Genomic DNA, 14,852 nt, shown 5'->3' with positions numbered 1-14,852 from the left:
CAACAAACTGCTGATGAGGTAAAATAATGGATAACACCATGATAACGGATGAATTTTCCAAAGATTTGTCTGCGTTTGTCGGGACACATTTCGTTTATACCTATGATAATGGCTGGAAATATGAGTGGTACGCGCGCAACGCGACGACCTGTGATTATCGTATCCATCAGGGATTGGTTGGTGGCCGTTGGGTGACCAATCAAAGCATGAATGCGGTGCAGTTTGCACCGGGCATTTATAAAGTCGACTGGCACGAGCCGACCGGCACCTGCGTCAGTCTGCTGTTTGATATCAACCGCAAGGTGATTCACGGCACCATCTTTTTCCCGCAGTGGATTGCCGGCGAAGGACAGCATCCGGAAAAAACCATCTGCTATCAGAATGAATTTATCGAAGATATGCATCGTTTCCGTGATGAAGGGCCAGCGTATCCGTACGTAGTGATTCCTGAGTTTGCCAAAGTGACCTACATGAAGAATGAAGGTCCGGATAATGATGCCGTAATCAACATGCCGCCGGGACAAATGCCGGAAGATTATTTTAAAGATAAATGAGGGTGGCAATCCGCTGACGGCGCCGGGTTCGGTCGCCATGAATGGCGACCCTGCGATTGTGCAGTGCGGAGTGGCATTGCAGGGTTCGCATTGATGCGCACCAGAGTTACTCGTGAGTGGTATCCAGCAAACAGACCGATCGCGCTACGTGAAATCTGACAAAAGCGCTGAGGGATAACCGGGAAGTCTTCGCGTAGCGTTGTCGTTTTGGATGAGCTAAAGACATGATTAAAGCGACGAAGCGCGAAGCTGACTTGTAGGGTGCGCATTGATGCGCACCAGGATAACACAGTAGTGTCAATCAAACAGACCGGTGGGATAGGTAAGAGGCGTGAAGGGCGAAACTGAAGGATTGAGATACCTGATCAGACACCTTATTTAACATAATATACATTATGCGCCATTTGATTATAGAGTCAAAGCTGACCTGTCCGCTAAGGCTACCTGCTGAAAATCCTGAAATACCTGAATAATTTCTGCATGCATTTCCGTGAATACCTTTTAGACAAAAAGCCTGGCATCCATCAGGTTCAACCCAGAGTTCATGCTTCAAACTTTGCTTTCCTGAGCATGTGTCGGCTCCACTGAACATACTCTGATCACCTGCAATAAGATTCCATTTGAAAGCGGCAATGATAGATTCATACGCTCAACGCTATGACACGTTGCGTAATTAATCCGGCAATGTGCAGAGATCAGCAATATTTGTTGGATAAACGACGTCGCGAGTGTTTCGCAGCTCAGTAAGATCCCACCAGTGATAACTATCAATGACTGACTTTTCATTTTCAGTCCAACCACTGGTACGAATATCTTCATCTCCAACTTTAATTAAATAAAATCGTTCATTTGCCAAAACCACCTCACCGCTGGGAAGCGTCATTTCAAAAATGCGCTTAGTTAACGGCTGACCCACATCATCGACATAAAAGCCTGTTTCTTCTCTGAGCTCTCTGATAGCTGCCTGTTCAAAAGTCTCTCCCGGTTCAACGCCTCCGCCGGGTGTGGCCCAGTATTCTCTGCCTGACAGGGCATTATTTTTATGCTTAAACCAGAATAATAAAACCTGATTAAGAGGATTTATAATAAGCAAACGAGCCGAATCGCGGGTGCGCACTTTATAATTCCTTTATGATTTTTAATACAAATCAGCATAACTGATCATGGTCAGAAAACGAAACGCCACAGGCTGCAGGAACAGGACGACAGGATAGACATCCCTCCCCGGCTCGCTATATAGTAAGCGCGCATCTCACTTCTGACTTGCCGTAGGCGTTACCGTCATCCAACGCGCCCTGAACCGGAATGGGCCTCTGCGCAGAGGAAAACCGGAACAGCGCCACGGCATCGTTCACGCTTTCTACGCATCCTGTTTCACGGGATAGCTAGCAGTGCATCACTGCACGTGGCCTTTCATTCTCTGACTGACAAGGCACACTATGAAACTGACCAACAACACCCTGCTCATCACCGGCGCAACCAGCGGTATTGGCCGCCGACTGGCCGAGGTTTTTCACGATCGCGGTAACCGCGTCATTATCACCGGCAGACGTCAGGCGCTGCTCGATGAGATCACCGCCCAGCGTCCGGCCATTACCGGCTTTGCTCTGGATGTTAATGACACCACCGCCCTCGCCCGCTGTTCCGCGGCGATTCACGCGCAGTTCCCGCATATCAACGTGCTGATCGCCAACGCCGGTATCTCGCAGCCGGAAACGGTGACGGCGGACGAATGGACCAGTGATATTGCTGAGCAAATCGTGATGACCAACATCCTCGGTGTGATTCGCGTCACCGCCGCTTTTTTGCCGCTGCTGCGCCGTAAGCCGCAGGCGACGCTGATGGCAACCAGCTCCGCGCTGGCCTTCCTGCCGCTGGCCAGTTTTCCCACCTACTGCGCCAGCAAAGCCTTTCTGCATTCCTGGCTGGTTTCGCTGCGTCATCAGCTGCGTAATACCTCGGTAGAAGTGCTGGAAATGCTGCCGCCGTATTTACAGACGGCGCTGACCGGTAATCAACAGCTCAGCGATCCCCGCGCCATGCCGCTGGACGACTATATCGCGCAGATTCTGCAGATGCTGGAAAATGGCCCGGTCGCGCGCGGCGAACTGCTGCTGGAGCGTGACCATGCGCGGCGCTGGGCCGAACGCGACGGCAATTTTGACGCCATATTTGACATGATGAACCCGCGCTAATCCGCTTTGATCCGGTGCGCCCGGCAGCGCACCGGGTCTATCATGATGTACGCAAAGGTGCGCCGTGGCTGAAGTGCGCCAGCACCCGTTCTACCGCCGGATTGGCCTGCGCCTGAACCGCATAGCAAATGCCGACACGCCGCATCAGCGGCTGACCGGGTAAAGCGCGCCAGGCCAGACGATGACGCGCAGCAACCAGCGGCGCCGGCGCAATGGTGACGCCAAAGCCGGCTTCCGCCAGATCCAGCGCCAGCGCGTAGCTGCCGGCGTTGGCCGCGGCCGCACCCGCACCGTAAAACGGCAGCAGCCGCTGATGTGACTCATCAGTCGGCACCATCACCCACGGCAGCGGATGCAACTGGTCATGAGTCAGCGTCTCCAGCTGACTTAGCGCATGACTGGCGGGATACGCCAGCACGTAGTGCTCTTCAAACAGCGGCATAAACAGCTCGTCTTCGCAGCGCAGTCTTTCACACGCCAGCCGGATATCGCCCACGCAACCGGGCTCGACGTTAAGCAGCACCGTGGGAAAATGTTGCCGGATGGCCGTCAGCAGTTGTGCCAGCTGGGCGGGCGCGACATCCCCTTCGACGCCAATCTTCAGCGGCAGGCAATCCGACGGCTGCCGAAAGCGTATGACCAGCGCCTGCATATCGCTGAGCATCTTGCGCGCCTGCGGATAAAGGACGCGAGCTTCCTCCGTGACCTCCACGCCGCGCGGCCTGCGGATAAAAAGCGTGGTGGCCAGCTCCTCTTCCAGCAGTTTGATCGTGGCCGAGAGCGCGGGCTGCGTCAGATTGAGTAACTGTGCGGCGCGCGTGATGTTGCGCTCCTCAAACACGCAGATAAAAGCTTTTAGCTGTCGCTTATCCATAGAAAATCATTATATCGGCGAAAGAAATAAACCATTTTTCACCAATTGCTGCGCGATTTAAAGTGCACGCCTCAGCTTCGCCATTAATTTTATCTATGAGGAAGTCATTATGACGCAGAATGTTAAACCCTTAATCGTCATCACCGGCGCCAGCTCCGGTATCGGTCTTGCCACGGCGAAACTGCTTTCGGCGCGTGGACATGCCCTGCTGCTGCTGGCTCGCCGTATCGATCGTATGACGGCACTGAATCTGCCCAACGCCCTGTGCCGCGCGGTTGATGTGACCGATCGCCACGCATTTACCACCGCAGTGCAGGATGCTGAGCAGCAATTTGGCCCGGTCGATGCGCTGATTAACAATGCGGGCGTGATGCTGCTCGGCGCGATTGAACAACAGGATGCCGGCGAATGGGATAAGATGTTCGACGTCAACGTGAAAGGCCTGCTCAATGGCGTGCAGGCGGTCACCGCAGGCATGATTGACCGTAAAAGGGGCACGATCATTAATATCAGCTCAGTGGCCGGACGGAAGACGTTTCCTAATCACGCAGTGTATGTTGGCACTAAATTCGCTGTGCATGGCATGTCAGAGAACCTGCGCGAAGAGCTGTCGCCGCACAATGTACGCGTGATCGTTATCGCGCCGGGCGCAGTTGAAACCGAGCTGTTGAGTCACACCACCAGCGAAGCAATTAAGGAAGGTTATCACGCGTGGAAAGCCGAAATGGGCGGCAAAGTGCTCAGCGCAGACGACGTGGCCAGCGCCATCGATTACGCCTATTCACAGCCGCAGTCGGTCTGCGTGCGGGAAATCGTGCTGGCGGCCACCCACCAGGGCGCATAAACCTCAGTAACCCGGCAGCGCTGCGCCGGGCTCCATCTCTTCGGCTAAGGCCATCAGCGCCGCGCGGTTACCGATCGCATAACCCCCCTGCTGCTTACGCAGCACCCCTTCTGCGCTGAACTGCGCAAACACATACAGCAGGTGGCGATAGGTCACGCCAAGGTACTCCGCCACCTGCGTATGCTTCTCTTTATACACACCATCATGCTGGGTCAGCAGGATAAAGGCCGCCAGCCGGTTAACCAGCGGAAACGCCTGATTGCGCGTTGAGGTGACAATATTGCGGAAATTCTTTTTCACCAGGCCGAGACAGGCGTGGCGCAGGAACTGTGCATCATTTAACAATAGCGTGCGGCAGGTTTTCACCGGCAGCGCCAGGCACCAGCAGGCTTCAATCGCCTGTACCGCGCGTGAAGCATGCGTTTCATCCAGCACTTCAATCTCGCCAATAAAACAGGGCGCATTAAAGAAATCCACCAGCGAAATACGGCCGTTTGCCAGCGTGACATACAGTTTAGTGCGACCGCGCGCCAGATAAAACATATACGCCGGCAGAGCCCCCTCGCGCACAATATAGTCCCCGGCAAGAATATGAAATAAATGTGTGTGCGGGATCACATCGGCTGAAAATTTATTGCAATAGCCGGACGCCATTATTAACTGCTGCTTCAGCGCGTCATTATTTATTTCTTTCATCATTCGATGTCCACTATGAGATTTCTCATACTCTGGCGTGTCACGCCGCTGCTAAGGTGAAGGCCTCTACCCTACCGCACCGGAAAATTTCTGCAATGAAATTAAGGTGATAAATAAAGAAGCTGAGGAGTTAACCATGACAGCACGTAAAATTATTCTGGACTGTGATCCCGGTCATGATGATGCCATCGCCATCATGCTGGCCGCGAAACATCCTTCGATAGAACTGCTCGGCATCAGTATCGTGGCGGGCAATCAAATTCTGGACAAAACGCTGGTTAATGGCCTGAACGTTTGCCAGACGCTGAATATTGACACGCCAGTTTATGCCGGCATGCCGCAGCCGATTATGCGCCAGCAGATCGTCGCCGATAATATTCACGGCGAAACTGGTCTTGACGGCCCGGTGTTCGGCCCGCTGACGCGTAAAGCGGAAACAAAGCACGCGGTGAACTTTATTATCGACACGCTGATGAACAGCGACGGGGATATCACGCTGGTGCCGGTCGGCCCGCTCACCAATATTGCGGTAGCGATGCGCATGCAGCCGAAAATCATTCCTAAAATCCGTGAAATTGTGCTGATGGGCGGCGCTTACGGCACCGGTAATTTTACCCCGTCGGCGGAGTTTAATATTTTTGCCGACCCGGAAGCCGCGCGCGTGGTATTTACCGCCGGCGCCCCGCTGGTGATGATGGGGCTCGACTTAACGCACCAGACGGTGTGCACGCCGGACATCATTACCCGCATGGAAAAGGCCGGCGGCCCGGCCGGAAAGCTGTTCAGCGACATGATGAATTTTACGCTGAAAACCCAGCACGACAATTACGGTCTGGCGGGCGGCCCGGTGCATGACGCCACCTGTGTCGCCTATCTGATCAATCCGGATGCCTTCAACGTTCAGCCGATGTTTGTCGAAATCGATGTTAACAGCGGTCCCTGCTATGGCCGCACGGTGTGTGATGCGCTGGGCGTGCTGGGGAAACCGGCAAACACCAAAGTGGGCATCACGCTGGATACCGCATGGTTCTGGGATTTAGTCGAAGACTGCGTGCGCAGGTACCGCTAATCATTTAACCCCACAATATGGGCAGAAAGTGGTCGCCCATACCGCTATGCAACCTCACCAGGCTGACATCAGGAAATATCATGATGGATATAATGAGAAGTGTTCTGGGTATGGTGGTATTACTGGCGATCGCGTTTCTGCTGTCAGTAAATAAAAAGCACATCAGTCTGCGCACCACCGGTGCCGCGTTACTGATTCAGATTGCCCTCGGCGGCGCGATCCTCTATTTGCCGCCGGGCAAATGGCTGGCGGAAAAAGTCGCCAGCGGCGTGCATCAGGCGCTGGCTTACAGTGATGCGGGCAGCGCGTTTCTGTTTGGCGCGCTGGCCGGACCGCAAATGGACAAGGTGTTTAACGGCGCCGGCTTTGTGTTTGCTTTTCACGTTCTGCCGGCCATCATCTTTATCACCGCGCTGGTTAGCGTGCTCTACTACATTGGCGTGATGGGCGCCATCATTCGCCTGCTGGGCGGCATCTTTCAGCGCGCGCTCAACATCAGTAAGATCGAATCCTTCGTGGCGGTCACCACCATTTTCCTCGGCCAGAATGAGATCCCGGCCATCGTCAAACCCTTCGTCAACCGTCTCAATCGCAACGAACTGTTCACCGCCATCTGCAGCGGCATGGCTTCAATAGCCGGTTCCACTATGCTCGGCTATGCCGGGCTGGGGGTACCGATTGAATATCTGCTGGCCGCCTCGCTGATGGCCATTCCTGGCGGCATTCTGTTCGCCCGGCTGCTCAGTCCGGCAACGGAAGCGTCGCAGGTGACTTTTACCCACCTGTCGTTTAGCGACACGCCGGCACGCAGCCTGATTGAAGCCGCCGCCAGCGGAGCGATTACCGGGATGAAAATAGCCGCCGGTCTGGCGACGGTGGTGATGGCGTTTGTCGGTATCATCGCAATGCTCAACGGCATACTCGGCGGCATCGGCGGCTGGTTTGGTCACGGCGACATCAGCCTGCAGGGAATACTCGGCTTCGCGCTGGCCCCGCTGGCGTGGCTGATGGGTGTGGCGTGGCACGATGCGGCGCTGGCGGGCAGCCTGATAGGTCAAAAACTGGTGGTGAACGAGTTTGTCGCCTACATCAGCTTTTCACCTTATCTGCATCAGGCGGGCGCGCTCGACGGCAAAACCATCGCCATCGTCTCGTTCGCCCTGTGCGGCTTTGCTAACTTTGGTTCGATTGGCGTGGTGGTCGGCGCCTTTTCTGCCGTCGCACCAGAGCGCACCCCGGAAATCGCGCGGCTGGGCCTGCGCGCGCTGATCGCCGCAACGCTCTCCAATCTGATGAGCGCCACCATTGCCGGCTTCTTCATCGGCCTTGGCTAAGGCGCGAACCGGGCATTACGCCTCTGTGCGTCCCTGCCCGGTTTTCATTGGTGCCACCACCACATTCACCCCCAACTCCTGCAGGCGACGCAGCACCGGCACCGGCGTGCCCTGATTAACGATCACCACATCAAACTCGCTCAGGTGAGCAAAGCGATGCAGCGCGCGCCGCTCAAACTTGGTGTTATCCATCATCAGGATGCGCTTCTGCGCCGCCTCGAACATCGCGCGCTTGGTTTCCACCGTCTCGGCCGACTGGTGAAACACCGCATCATCAATAATCGCCGACATGCTGACAAAAAACACATCGGCGCGCAGGCTGGCGATTTCGTCTCGCGTCATGCGCCCCATAAAGGCGTTACACCAGTGATGAAACTGGCCGCCGAGCCCCATCAGAGTGATATCGCGACCGTTGCGTAATTCATTCATTAACGTCAGCGAATTGGTGATCACCGTGAGCGGCGCTTTGGCCGGCAGCAGCCGCGCCATCTGCAGCACGGTGGTGGAATCATCAAGAAACAGCGCCTGGCCGGGTTCAAGGTACCCAGCGGCCACTTCGGCAATCGCCTGCTTCTCTTCCAGCTGGCGCGTGGCACGGTAGAGATCGCTGGATTCCACCAGGCTGGTTGGTGTGGCAGAGACCACGCCGCGTGATTTATGCAGCAGCCCGCGCTCAACCATCTCATCAATATCGCGATGGGCGGTCATCAGGCTGATCCCGAAACGCTCAGTAATATCTTCGATACGCACCGCGCCTTCGGCCATCACGGCTTCGGCTATGAGCTGGCGTCGTGCCAGCTGACGCGCCTGACGGCTGTCGCCCGGTAAGGTTTCATTCAGGAAGTGACCAGCGGAGGTCTCTTGCGGGTTATGCGCCATGTTTCGTCCGGAAAGTGAAGCGGAAATGCAGTTTCGGCTTTGATTACAGCGCGTAAACGTTTCTTTTGCAAATCAGGCGCGCAGCAGGCAACCGATGACGGCCAGAATGCCGCCATCGGTAATCTGACTTACTGCTTCAGGACAAACGGCGAAACGAAATCACCGGCGTTGTCTTTGGTGATCAGAATACAGTCAAACAGCTGCTTCTCCTGTGCTACCCCGGTTTTGCCGGTTTTGAGGAAGGTGTCCGCCTGCTCTACCGCCTTCTGCGCAAACTGCGCTACCGGCTGCATCACGGTATAGGCCAGCGTACCGGCTTTAACCGCGTCGACCGCATCCGGTGAACCGTCAAACCCACCCACTTTCACCTGACTGAGTTTGCCGGCTTCCTTCAGGGCGGCGATAGCACCCAGCGCCATCTCATCGTTACCGCTGATCACCCCTTTGATGTTCGGATTAGCCTGCAGCAGCGACTGCATTTTGTTGAAGCCCTGGGTGCGATCCCAGTTCGCCACTTCCTGGCCGACTTTCTTCAGCGTCGGGTACTGAGACAGCACGGTATCGAAACCGTTGGCGCGCGTGGCGGCGTTGTTATCCGACGGCGGTCCCACCAGCTCGACATAGCTGGCGCTGTCACCCACCTGCTTCACCCACTCCATCGCGCCTACTGCCGCGCCCTGCGCGTTATTCGACACCAGCTGCGCTTTAGCCAGCCCGCTCTGGTTCAGTTCGGCATTGATCACGAACACCGGAATATTGGCGGCGATGGCTTTCTTTACCGAGCCAATCGAGCCGTCGGCGTTAGCCGGATCGAGAATGATCGCCTTCGATTTATTGGTGATCGCCGTATCAATCAGCTGGCTTTCGGTGTTGGTATCCCCTTTGTGCGCGCTGACTTTGGCACTGTAGCCCAGCTTCTCCGCCGCCTTCTGCGCGACCTGGCCCTCAGTCAGCCAGTAAGGGTTGGAGGGATCGTTGACGATGATGGTCATCAGGCCGTTGTTGGCCCAGCTGGGTAAGGCAAAGGTGGAGATGGCCATCGCGGCGGCGGCGATAAACAGACGTTTAGTGAACATAGGTGCTCCGTTATTATTAGGGTACAGGTTTGTTTTACGGTTACTCGCGCGCCAGCCGGCCAGCGCGCACAGGGTTAGCGACCGCGCCGGCCGTATTGCAGGGTGTTGAGCAATACCGCCAGTACAATCACGGCGCCAGTGAACACCGTCTGCCAGTAGGCAGAAACGCCGATAATCACCAAGCCATCAGAGAGAAAGCCAATCACGAACGCGCCCAGCAGCGTGCCGCGCACGTTACCGCGTCCTCCGGTCAGTGCCGCACCGCCAATCACCACCGCAGCAATGGCGGTCAGCTCGTAGGTGGTGCCTGCGGTCGGACCGGCGGAGGTCAGCTGCGAAGAGAGCACCAGCCCGGCCATCGCCGCACAGATACCCGACAGCACGTAGACGCTGATTTTGATGCGTTTCACCGGCACGCCGGAGAGATCGGCGGCGCGCTCGTTACCGCCCGAGGCATACAGCCAGCGGCCAAACGCCGAGCGACTCAACAGGAAACCGCAGGCCAGCGCCACTGCGCCGAGCACCAGCACGCCGACCGGGATGTTGAACAGGCGGTTAAAACCGAGCCAGTCGAAACCGGTATTGCCCAGCGCTTCGCTGCCGGATAGTTTGTTGTAGGTCAGACCGTTGGTGATCAGCAGCGCGATACCGCGCGCCACATACATGGTGCCGAGCGTGGCGACAAACGCCGGGACGCGAAAAATCGCAATCAGCACGCCGTTGACCAGCCCTACCAGCGCGCCCAGCACCAGCGTCAGAATTGCCACCGCCCACACTGGCAGATAGAGCACCACGCCCAGCGCTTCAAGGTTGATGCCCTGCATCATAAAGCCGGCCATCACCCCGGCCAGTCCCAGCGTCGAGCCGACTGACAAATCAATCCCGCCGTTAAGGATCACCAGCAGCATGCCGATCGCCGGCAAACCGAAGATGGCCACATGGGACGCCATGGTGAGGAAGTTCGCGCCGGTAAAGTAGTTGGGCGATAGCAGGGAGAAAGTGGCGATAATCACCAGCAGCGCGATAAAGGCACGCCCTTCCAGCAGCAGCCGCGCCAGATTGAGGCGCTTGCCGCTGGCCGGTTTCGCCACCCGCGGTGCGCTATCCAGCGTTTGAGTTCTGTCAGTCATACCGTTTGCTCCGTTTTTCATGTCATGCCACCAGAGACTCGCCCGAAGCGGCCATAATGCGTTCTTTGCTCACGCTGGCGTCGAAGATGGCCGAGATGCGCCCTTTGCTCATCACCACGATGCGGTGCGCGATACTCAGGCACTCGCCCACTTCCGAGGTGGTGTAAACCACCGCCAGCCCTTTGCTGGCATTCTCCGCCAGCAGACGAAACACTTCGGCTTTGGCACCGATATCGATGCCGCGGCTCGGCTCATCCAGCAAAATCACTTTGGGTCGGGTGGCGAGCATCTTGCCGATCACCACCTTTTGCTGATTGCCGCCGGACAGGGAACCGATAGCCGCCTCACCGCCGGCAGTCTTGACCGTCACGTTACGAATGCTGTCACTAATCAGCTGTTTCTCCCGTCGCGTTGACAGCACCAGCCCGCGCACAAACTCGCTGATGCTGGCCAGCGACAGGTTTTCGCCCACCGTCATGGTCTGCACCAGCCCATCGCGCTGGCGATCCTCCGGCACCAGCGCCAGTCCCATTTTGATGCGCTGCGACAGCGACAGCGCGGAGATCTCGGTATCCTGCAGCAGGATGTGCCCGCTGCTCTGCTTCAGCCGTCCGGCGAGACACTCCAGCAGCTCGGTGCGCCCCGCGCCCATCAGGCCATAAATGCAGACAATCTCGCCGGCCTGCACCGTCAGCGACAGCTGATCCACCAGCCGGATGCCGGTTTTGCTTTTCACGGTTAACGCCTGCACCGTCAGCGCGTCACCGCCGAAGGCATAGCCGCCGGGCGGTGAACCGAGGTCGAAGTGCTCTCCCACCATGTTGCGCACGATCCATTCGAGGTCGATCTCGTCGCGCCGGGCATAAGCGGTCATCACGCCGTCACGCAGCACCACTGCGCGATCGGTGATCTCCAGTGCTTCCTCCAGGTGGTGTGAGATATACACAATCGCCACGCCCTGACTGGTCAGATCGCGGATGACCTGAAACAGCACCGCCACTTCCGCCGCGCTGAGCGCCGAGGTCGGTTCATCCATGATCAGGATTTGTGAATTCACCGACAGCGCGCGGGCGATCTCCACAATCTGCTGCTGCCCGAGACGCAGGTTCTCCACCGGCGTCAGCGGATCAATATCCTCCTCCAGCGCCGCCATCAGATGGCGGGTCAGCCGCGCCTCTTCGGCGTAATCCACCCCGCCGGGCCGCATGATTTCCCGCCCCATAAAAATGTTGTCGCGCACGTTCATGTTGGGCGCGAGATTCAGCTCCTGATGAATAATCGAGATACCACAGTCGCGCGCCTCGGTGGCCGAACGGAACACCTTTGCTTCGCCGTTTAACAGAATTTCCCCGGATGTTGGCGTAATCACGCCAGAAAGAATTTTCATCAGCGTCGATTTACCGGCGCCGTTTTCACCAAACAGCGTGGTGACTTCGCCGCGGCGGATTTCAAAATTGACGCCTTTCAGCGCATGGGTGGAGCCATATACTTTGCTGACGTTGCGCGCCTGCAGAATCACTTCTCCTTTCAGCAGCGCCGGGTTGACGTTGAACGGTTTCATTGCACCTCCACGCGCACCGGCGTAATCAGCCAGTTGGTTGGACTGAGCAGACGGAACACGCCGACCACCTGCACGGTTTTGCCCGGCAGCGCGTCGCGGTCTAGTTTCTCCAGCACCGCCGCTTTCATGGCACGGTTAATCGCCGCCCCGGCGTTCTGGTATTCGATCTGATTAGTAAAATCACCAAACTGAATTTTGCCGCTGGCATCACGCAGATCGGTGCCGGTAATCGCCGGGCCGGTTTGCAACCGCAGCTGCGTGCCCGCCGGCAGACCGGCGACCTGTAACGGGAAAACACCCATCTGCCCCGGCTGCACCACGCCCTGCAGTTTGACCGGCAGCACCGGCAGCGGCGAGCCGACACCGTATCTGGCCACCGCCTGCTGCCGATCGCTGTTCAGTGCGGCCGCAAGCGTGGCGGCATCCACCGCGCGCGCTTCAACATCCTGCTGGATGCCGGGAAAGGTTTTTTGCCCGTAGCTGTCTGCGGAGAAGCCCTGCTGACGCGCGTCGTCCGCCGAACCGATGCGCACCACTTTGGTATCCAGCGCCATGGCGGCTACCAGCGCCACGATCACCACGCCGCTGAGCGTGTAGCGCCGCCGACGTTTGCGTGCCAGCTGCTGCGTTAAGATTGAGACCTCGGACATAACGTGACCTCTCAGGGTGAACAGCGACGATATTCATCGCCGTGCAATGTTATAAATGTGATAACTTGTGTGATGAGAATTGTGCTGTTGTGACTAAATTGTCAACAGGTGGCGCGCAATTTTTCGCACAGCGCGATCTGGATCGCTTATTTGCCTGCAATCACCCCAAATCCGTTTAAAAACCCCTTTAATACAATCATTAAAAACCTTTCACAGTGTTCAGGTGCATCCGCAACCCCCACTAATTTTGTGATCGTACTCGCCATCCGGAGTGAAATTTATTCTTTTTTGAGAAAAATAATACATCAGATATGTTATCTCCATGAGAAGTGGTGTAAGACATTATTTAGCAAAATCATCACAGCTCATTAACAAGGCTGCGGATAAACCAAACAGGGGTTCCCGCACCGGGAGCAGCGAACGGAGGTGTATGTGGAGAGTGGCGATATCATTCTGGGTCTGGATTCCGGCACCTCGGTGGTTAAAGCGGTGGCGTTTGATCTGGAAGGTAACCAGCTGGCGTGCGCGTCGGCGCGCAATCGCTATTATCGCAGCGCAGGCGGTGCCGCCCAGCAGTCAATGACGCAAACCTGGCAGGATGCGGTCAGTGCGATTCACAAGCTCGGCGATCGGGTGGAGAATCTGGCGGCGCGCGTGGTGGCCGTGGCGGTGACCGCCCAGGGCGATGGCAGCTGGCTGGTCGGTGCTGATAATCAGCCGGTGGATGATGCGTGGATCTGGCTGGATGCCCGCGCCGCCGCCACGGTGGAAAAACTCAATCAGCAGCCGCTGGCCGCCGCACGCTTTCAGGCCACCGGCACCGGTCTTAACACCTGCCAGCAGGGTGCGCAGCTGGCGCACATGGACCAGCACTATCCCGAACTGCTGGCGCGCGCCGAAGTGGCACTGCACTGCAAGGACTGGCTCTATCTCAATCTGACCGGTGTGCGCGCCACCGATCCGTCTGAAGCCAGCTTTACCTTTGGCAACTATCGCCACCAGCGCTATGACGATACGGTGATTGACGCGCTGGGGCTTAACCACCGGCACCACCTGCTGCCGGAGATTATCGACGGTACGCAAATCACCCATGGCCTCACCGCTGACGCCGCCCGGCAAACCGGCCTGCTGGCTGGCACGCCGGTGTGTCTCGGCTATGTCGATATGGCGATGACCGCGCTCGGTGCCGGGGTGCACACCGGTGAAGCCAATACCGCCTGTTCGATTGTCGGCTCAACCGGCGTGCATCTGCGCAGCGTCACCATTGACGAGGTATGGCTCAACCCGGCGCAAACCGGCTACGTGATCCCGCTGCCGTGGCCAGGTTATGTCACTCAGGTACAAACCAACATGGCCTCCACGCTCAATCTCGACTGGCTGCTGAACGTGGCCAGCGATCTGCTGAGCAGTTTTGGTTGTGAAACCGATCATGCGCGGCTGGTGCAGCAGATCGATCGCTGGCTCAACGACGCGCAGCCGGGCACCCTGCTGTTCCATCCTTACATTTCGCTGGCCGGTGAGCGCGGACCGTTTGTTAACGCCGACGCGCGCGCCAGTTTCACCGGCCTCAACTACCAGCACAACTTTGGCGACCTGGTGCGCGGCGTGATTGAAGGCATCGGCATGGCGGCACGCGACTGTTATCAGGCGATGGGCGCCACGCTGCCGGGAGAAATTCGCCTTACCGGCGGTGCGGTGCGATCGCAGCCGCTCAGGCAGATACTTGCCGCCTGCATCGGCGCGCCGGTGCGCATCAGCCAGCGCGAAGAAGCCGGCGCTGCAGGCGCGGCCATGATGGCGGCGGTGGCGATTGGCGCGTATCCGGACATGGCGCACTGCGTTGAACTCTGGGTGCGTCCGCTGCTGGACGACGCCGAAGCACCGTCGCCTGCGCTGATGCAGCGCTACCAGCAGCTGTTCCCCCAGTATCAGCAGATCCGCCGCGATCTTCCTGCCGCCTGGCAGGCATTAAACAGTTTTAAGGAGTAAC

General features: G+C 57.4%; 14 protein-coding genes. 6 read left to right on the top strand and 8 right to left on the bottom strand.

Annotation, left to right across the window (positions count from 1 at the left end; all coding sequences use genetic code 11):
* Positions 1–38: 38 nt before the first annotated feature.
* Positions 39–554, top strand: a complete 516-nt coding sequence (locus tag F3J41_RS05450; RefSeq protein ID WP_058758650.1) for a phenolic acid decarboxylase — start codon at positions 39–41, stop codon at positions 552–554.
* A gap of 673 nt (positions 555–1,227) precedes the next feature.
* On the opposite strand, the gene F3J41_RS05445 is transcribed toward F3J41_RS05450, so the two are convergent.
* A complete protein-coding gene (locus tag F3J41_RS05445; protein ID WP_166710146.1) occupies positions 1,228–1,671 on the bottom strand; it encodes an NUDIX domain-containing protein in 444 nt (147 codons plus the stop codon).
* Positions 1,672–1,993: 322 nt separating this feature from the next.
* Between F3J41_RS05445 and F3J41_RS05440 the strand changes: the two genes are divergently transcribed.
* A complete protein-coding gene (locus F3J41_RS05440; protein WP_166710144.1) occupies positions 1,994–2,749 on the top strand; it encodes an SDR family oxidoreductase in 756 nt (251 codons plus the stop codon).
* 40 nt (positions 2,750–2,789) lie between these two features.
* Here F3J41_RS05440 and F3J41_RS05435 read toward each other — a convergent pair whose 3' ends face one another.
* Complete coding sequence (locus tag F3J41_RS05435; RefSeq protein WP_166710142.1) at positions 2,790–3,623, bottom strand: LysR family transcriptional regulator; 834 nt, start codon at positions 3,621–3,623, stop codon at positions 2,790–2,792.
* Between the two features lie 109 nt (positions 3,624–3,732).
* On the opposite strand from F3J41_RS05435, the gene F3J41_RS05430 reads away from it, so the two are divergent.
* Positions 3,733–4,467: an SDR family oxidoreductase gene (locus F3J41_RS05430; protein WP_166710140.1), complete on the top strand. Its 735-nt coding sequence runs from the start codon at positions 3,733–3,735 to the stop codon at positions 4,465–4,467.
* A gap of 3 nt (positions 4,468–4,470) precedes the next feature.
* Here the strand turns inward: F3J41_RS05430 and yeiL are convergent, their stop codons facing one another.
* The gene (yeiL, locus tag F3J41_RS05425; RefSeq protein ID WP_166710272.1) at positions 4,471–5,163 is read right to left on the bottom strand and encodes a transcriptional regulator YeiL; all 693 of its coding nucleotides are present in this window, start codon (positions 5,161–5,163) and stop codon (positions 4,471–4,473) included.
* A 136-nt stretch (positions 5,164–5,299) separates the two neighbouring features.
* On the opposite strand from yeiL, the gene rihB reads away from it, so the two are divergent.
* Both rihB and F3J41_RS05415 read left to right on the top strand, forming a co-directional pair.
* Positions 5,300–6,232, top strand: coding sequence for a ribosylpyrimidine nucleosidase (gene rihB / locus F3J41_RS05420; protein ID WP_058758552.1), 933 nt, complete (start codon positions 5,300–5,302; stop codon positions 6,230–6,232).
* Between the two features lie 83 nt (positions 6,233–6,315).
* Positions 6,316–7,566, top strand: a complete 1,251-nt coding sequence (locus F3J41_RS05415) for a NupC/NupG family nucleoside CNT transporter (RefSeq protein ID WP_088515899.1) — start codon at positions 6,316–6,318, stop codon at positions 7,564–7,566.
* Positions 7,567–7,581: 15 nt separating this feature from the next.
* Here F3J41_RS05415 and F3J41_RS05410 read toward each other — a convergent pair whose 3' ends face one another.
* The 5 genes from F3J41_RS05410 to F3J41_RS05390 form a co-directional block, all read right to left on the bottom strand.
* Entirely contained in the window at positions 7,582–8,445 is an 864-nt protein-coding gene (locus F3J41_RS05410; protein WP_021506045.1) for a DeoR/GlpR family DNA-binding transcription regulator, read from the bottom strand.
* 128 nt (positions 8,446–8,573) lie between these two features.
* Positions 8,574–9,521, bottom strand: a complete 948-nt coding sequence (locus F3J41_RS05405) for a D-ribose ABC transporter substrate-binding protein (protein WP_058758551.1) — start codon at positions 9,519–9,521, stop codon at positions 8,574–8,576.
* Positions 9,522–9,595: 74 nt separating this feature from the next.
* On the bottom strand, positions 9,596–10,651 hold the full coding sequence (locus F3J41_RS05400; protein ID WP_058758647.1) for an ABC transporter permease: 1,056 nt from the start codon (positions 10,649–10,651) through the stop codon (positions 9,596–9,598).
* Positions 10,652–10,673: 22 nt separating this feature from the next.
* Positions 10,674–12,212 carry a sugar ABC transporter ATP-binding protein gene (locus F3J41_RS05395; RefSeq protein WP_058780568.1) on the bottom strand — a complete coding sequence of 513 codons (1,539 nt, stop codon included), beginning with the start codon at positions 12,210–12,212 and terminating at the stop codon, positions 10,674–10,676.
* The gene (locus tag F3J41_RS05390) at positions 12,209–12,862 is read right to left on the bottom strand and encodes a DUF2291 domain-containing protein (protein ID WP_021506049.1); all 654 of its coding nucleotides are present in this window, start codon (positions 12,860–12,862) and stop codon (positions 12,209–12,211) included. The genes F3J41_RS05395 and F3J41_RS05390 overlap by 4 nt, the downstream gene beginning before the upstream one ends.
* Positions 12,863–13,294: 432 nt before the next feature.
* Between F3J41_RS05390 and F3J41_RS05385 the strand changes: the two genes are divergently transcribed.
* Complete coding sequence (locus F3J41_RS05385; protein ID WP_166710139.1) at positions 13,295–14,851, top strand: FGGY-family carbohydrate kinase; 1,557 nt, start codon at positions 13,295–13,297, stop codon at positions 14,849–14,851.
* The last annotated feature ends 1 nt before the right edge of the window (position 14,852 follow it).

The organism is Pantoea sp. Ap-870 (assembly GCF_011752515.1).
Classification (GTDB): domain Bacteria; phylum Pseudomonadota; class Gammaproteobacteria; order Enterobacterales; family Enterobacteriaceae; genus Pantoea; species Pantoea dispersa.
Note: the sequence above shows the minus strand (reverse complement) of the source record. Positions and strands in the feature narration are given on the sequence as shown.

Bases quoted from the DNA above. Each gene is read 5' to 3' on its own strand.
- F3J41_RS05400 (WP_058758647.1), bottom strand. From the start codon at position 10,651: ATGACTGACAGAACTCAAACGCTGGATAGCGCACCGCGGGTGGCGAAA.
- F3J41_RS05415 (WP_088515899.1), top strand. From the start codon at position 6,316: ATGGATATAATGAGAAGTGTTCTGGGTATGGTGGTATTACTGGCGATC.
- F3J41_RS05395 (WP_058780568.1), bottom strand. From the start codon at position 12,212: ATGAAACCGTTCAACGTCAACCCGGCGCTGCTGAAAGGAGAAGTGATT.
- rihB (WP_058758552.1), top strand. From the start codon at position 5,300: ATGACAGCACGTAAAATTATTCTGGACTGTGATCCCGGTCATGATGAT.
- F3J41_RS05430 (WP_166710140.1), top strand. From the start codon at position 3,733: ATGACGCAGAATGTTAAACCCTTAATCGTCATCACCGGCGCCAGCTCC.
- F3J41_RS05410 (WP_021506045.1), bottom strand. From the start codon at position 8,445: ATGGCGCATAACCCGCAAGAGACCTCCGCTGGTCACTTCCTGAATGAA.
- F3J41_RS05390 (WP_021506049.1), bottom strand. From the start codon at position 12,862: ATGTCCGAGGTCTCAATCTTAACGCAGCAGCTGGCACGCAAACGTCGG.
- F3J41_RS05435 (WP_166710142.1), bottom strand. From the start codon at position 3,623: ATGGATAAGCGACAGCTAAAAGCTTTTATCTGCGTGTTTGAGGAGCGC.
- yeiL (WP_166710272.1), bottom strand. From the start codon at position 5,163: ATGAAAGAAATAAATAATGACGCGCTGAAGCAGCAGTTAATAATGGCG.
- F3J41_RS05440 (WP_166710144.1), top strand. From the start codon at position 1,994: ATGAAACTGACCAACAACACCCTGCTCATCACCGGCGCAACCAGCGGT.
- F3J41_RS05450 (WP_058758650.1), top strand. From the start codon at position 39: ATGATAACGGATGAATTTTCCAAAGATTTGTCTGCGTTTGTCGGGACA.
- F3J41_RS05405 (WP_058758551.1), bottom strand. From the start codon at position 9,521: ATGTTCACTAAACGTCTGTTTATCGCCGCCGCCGCGATGGCCATCTCC.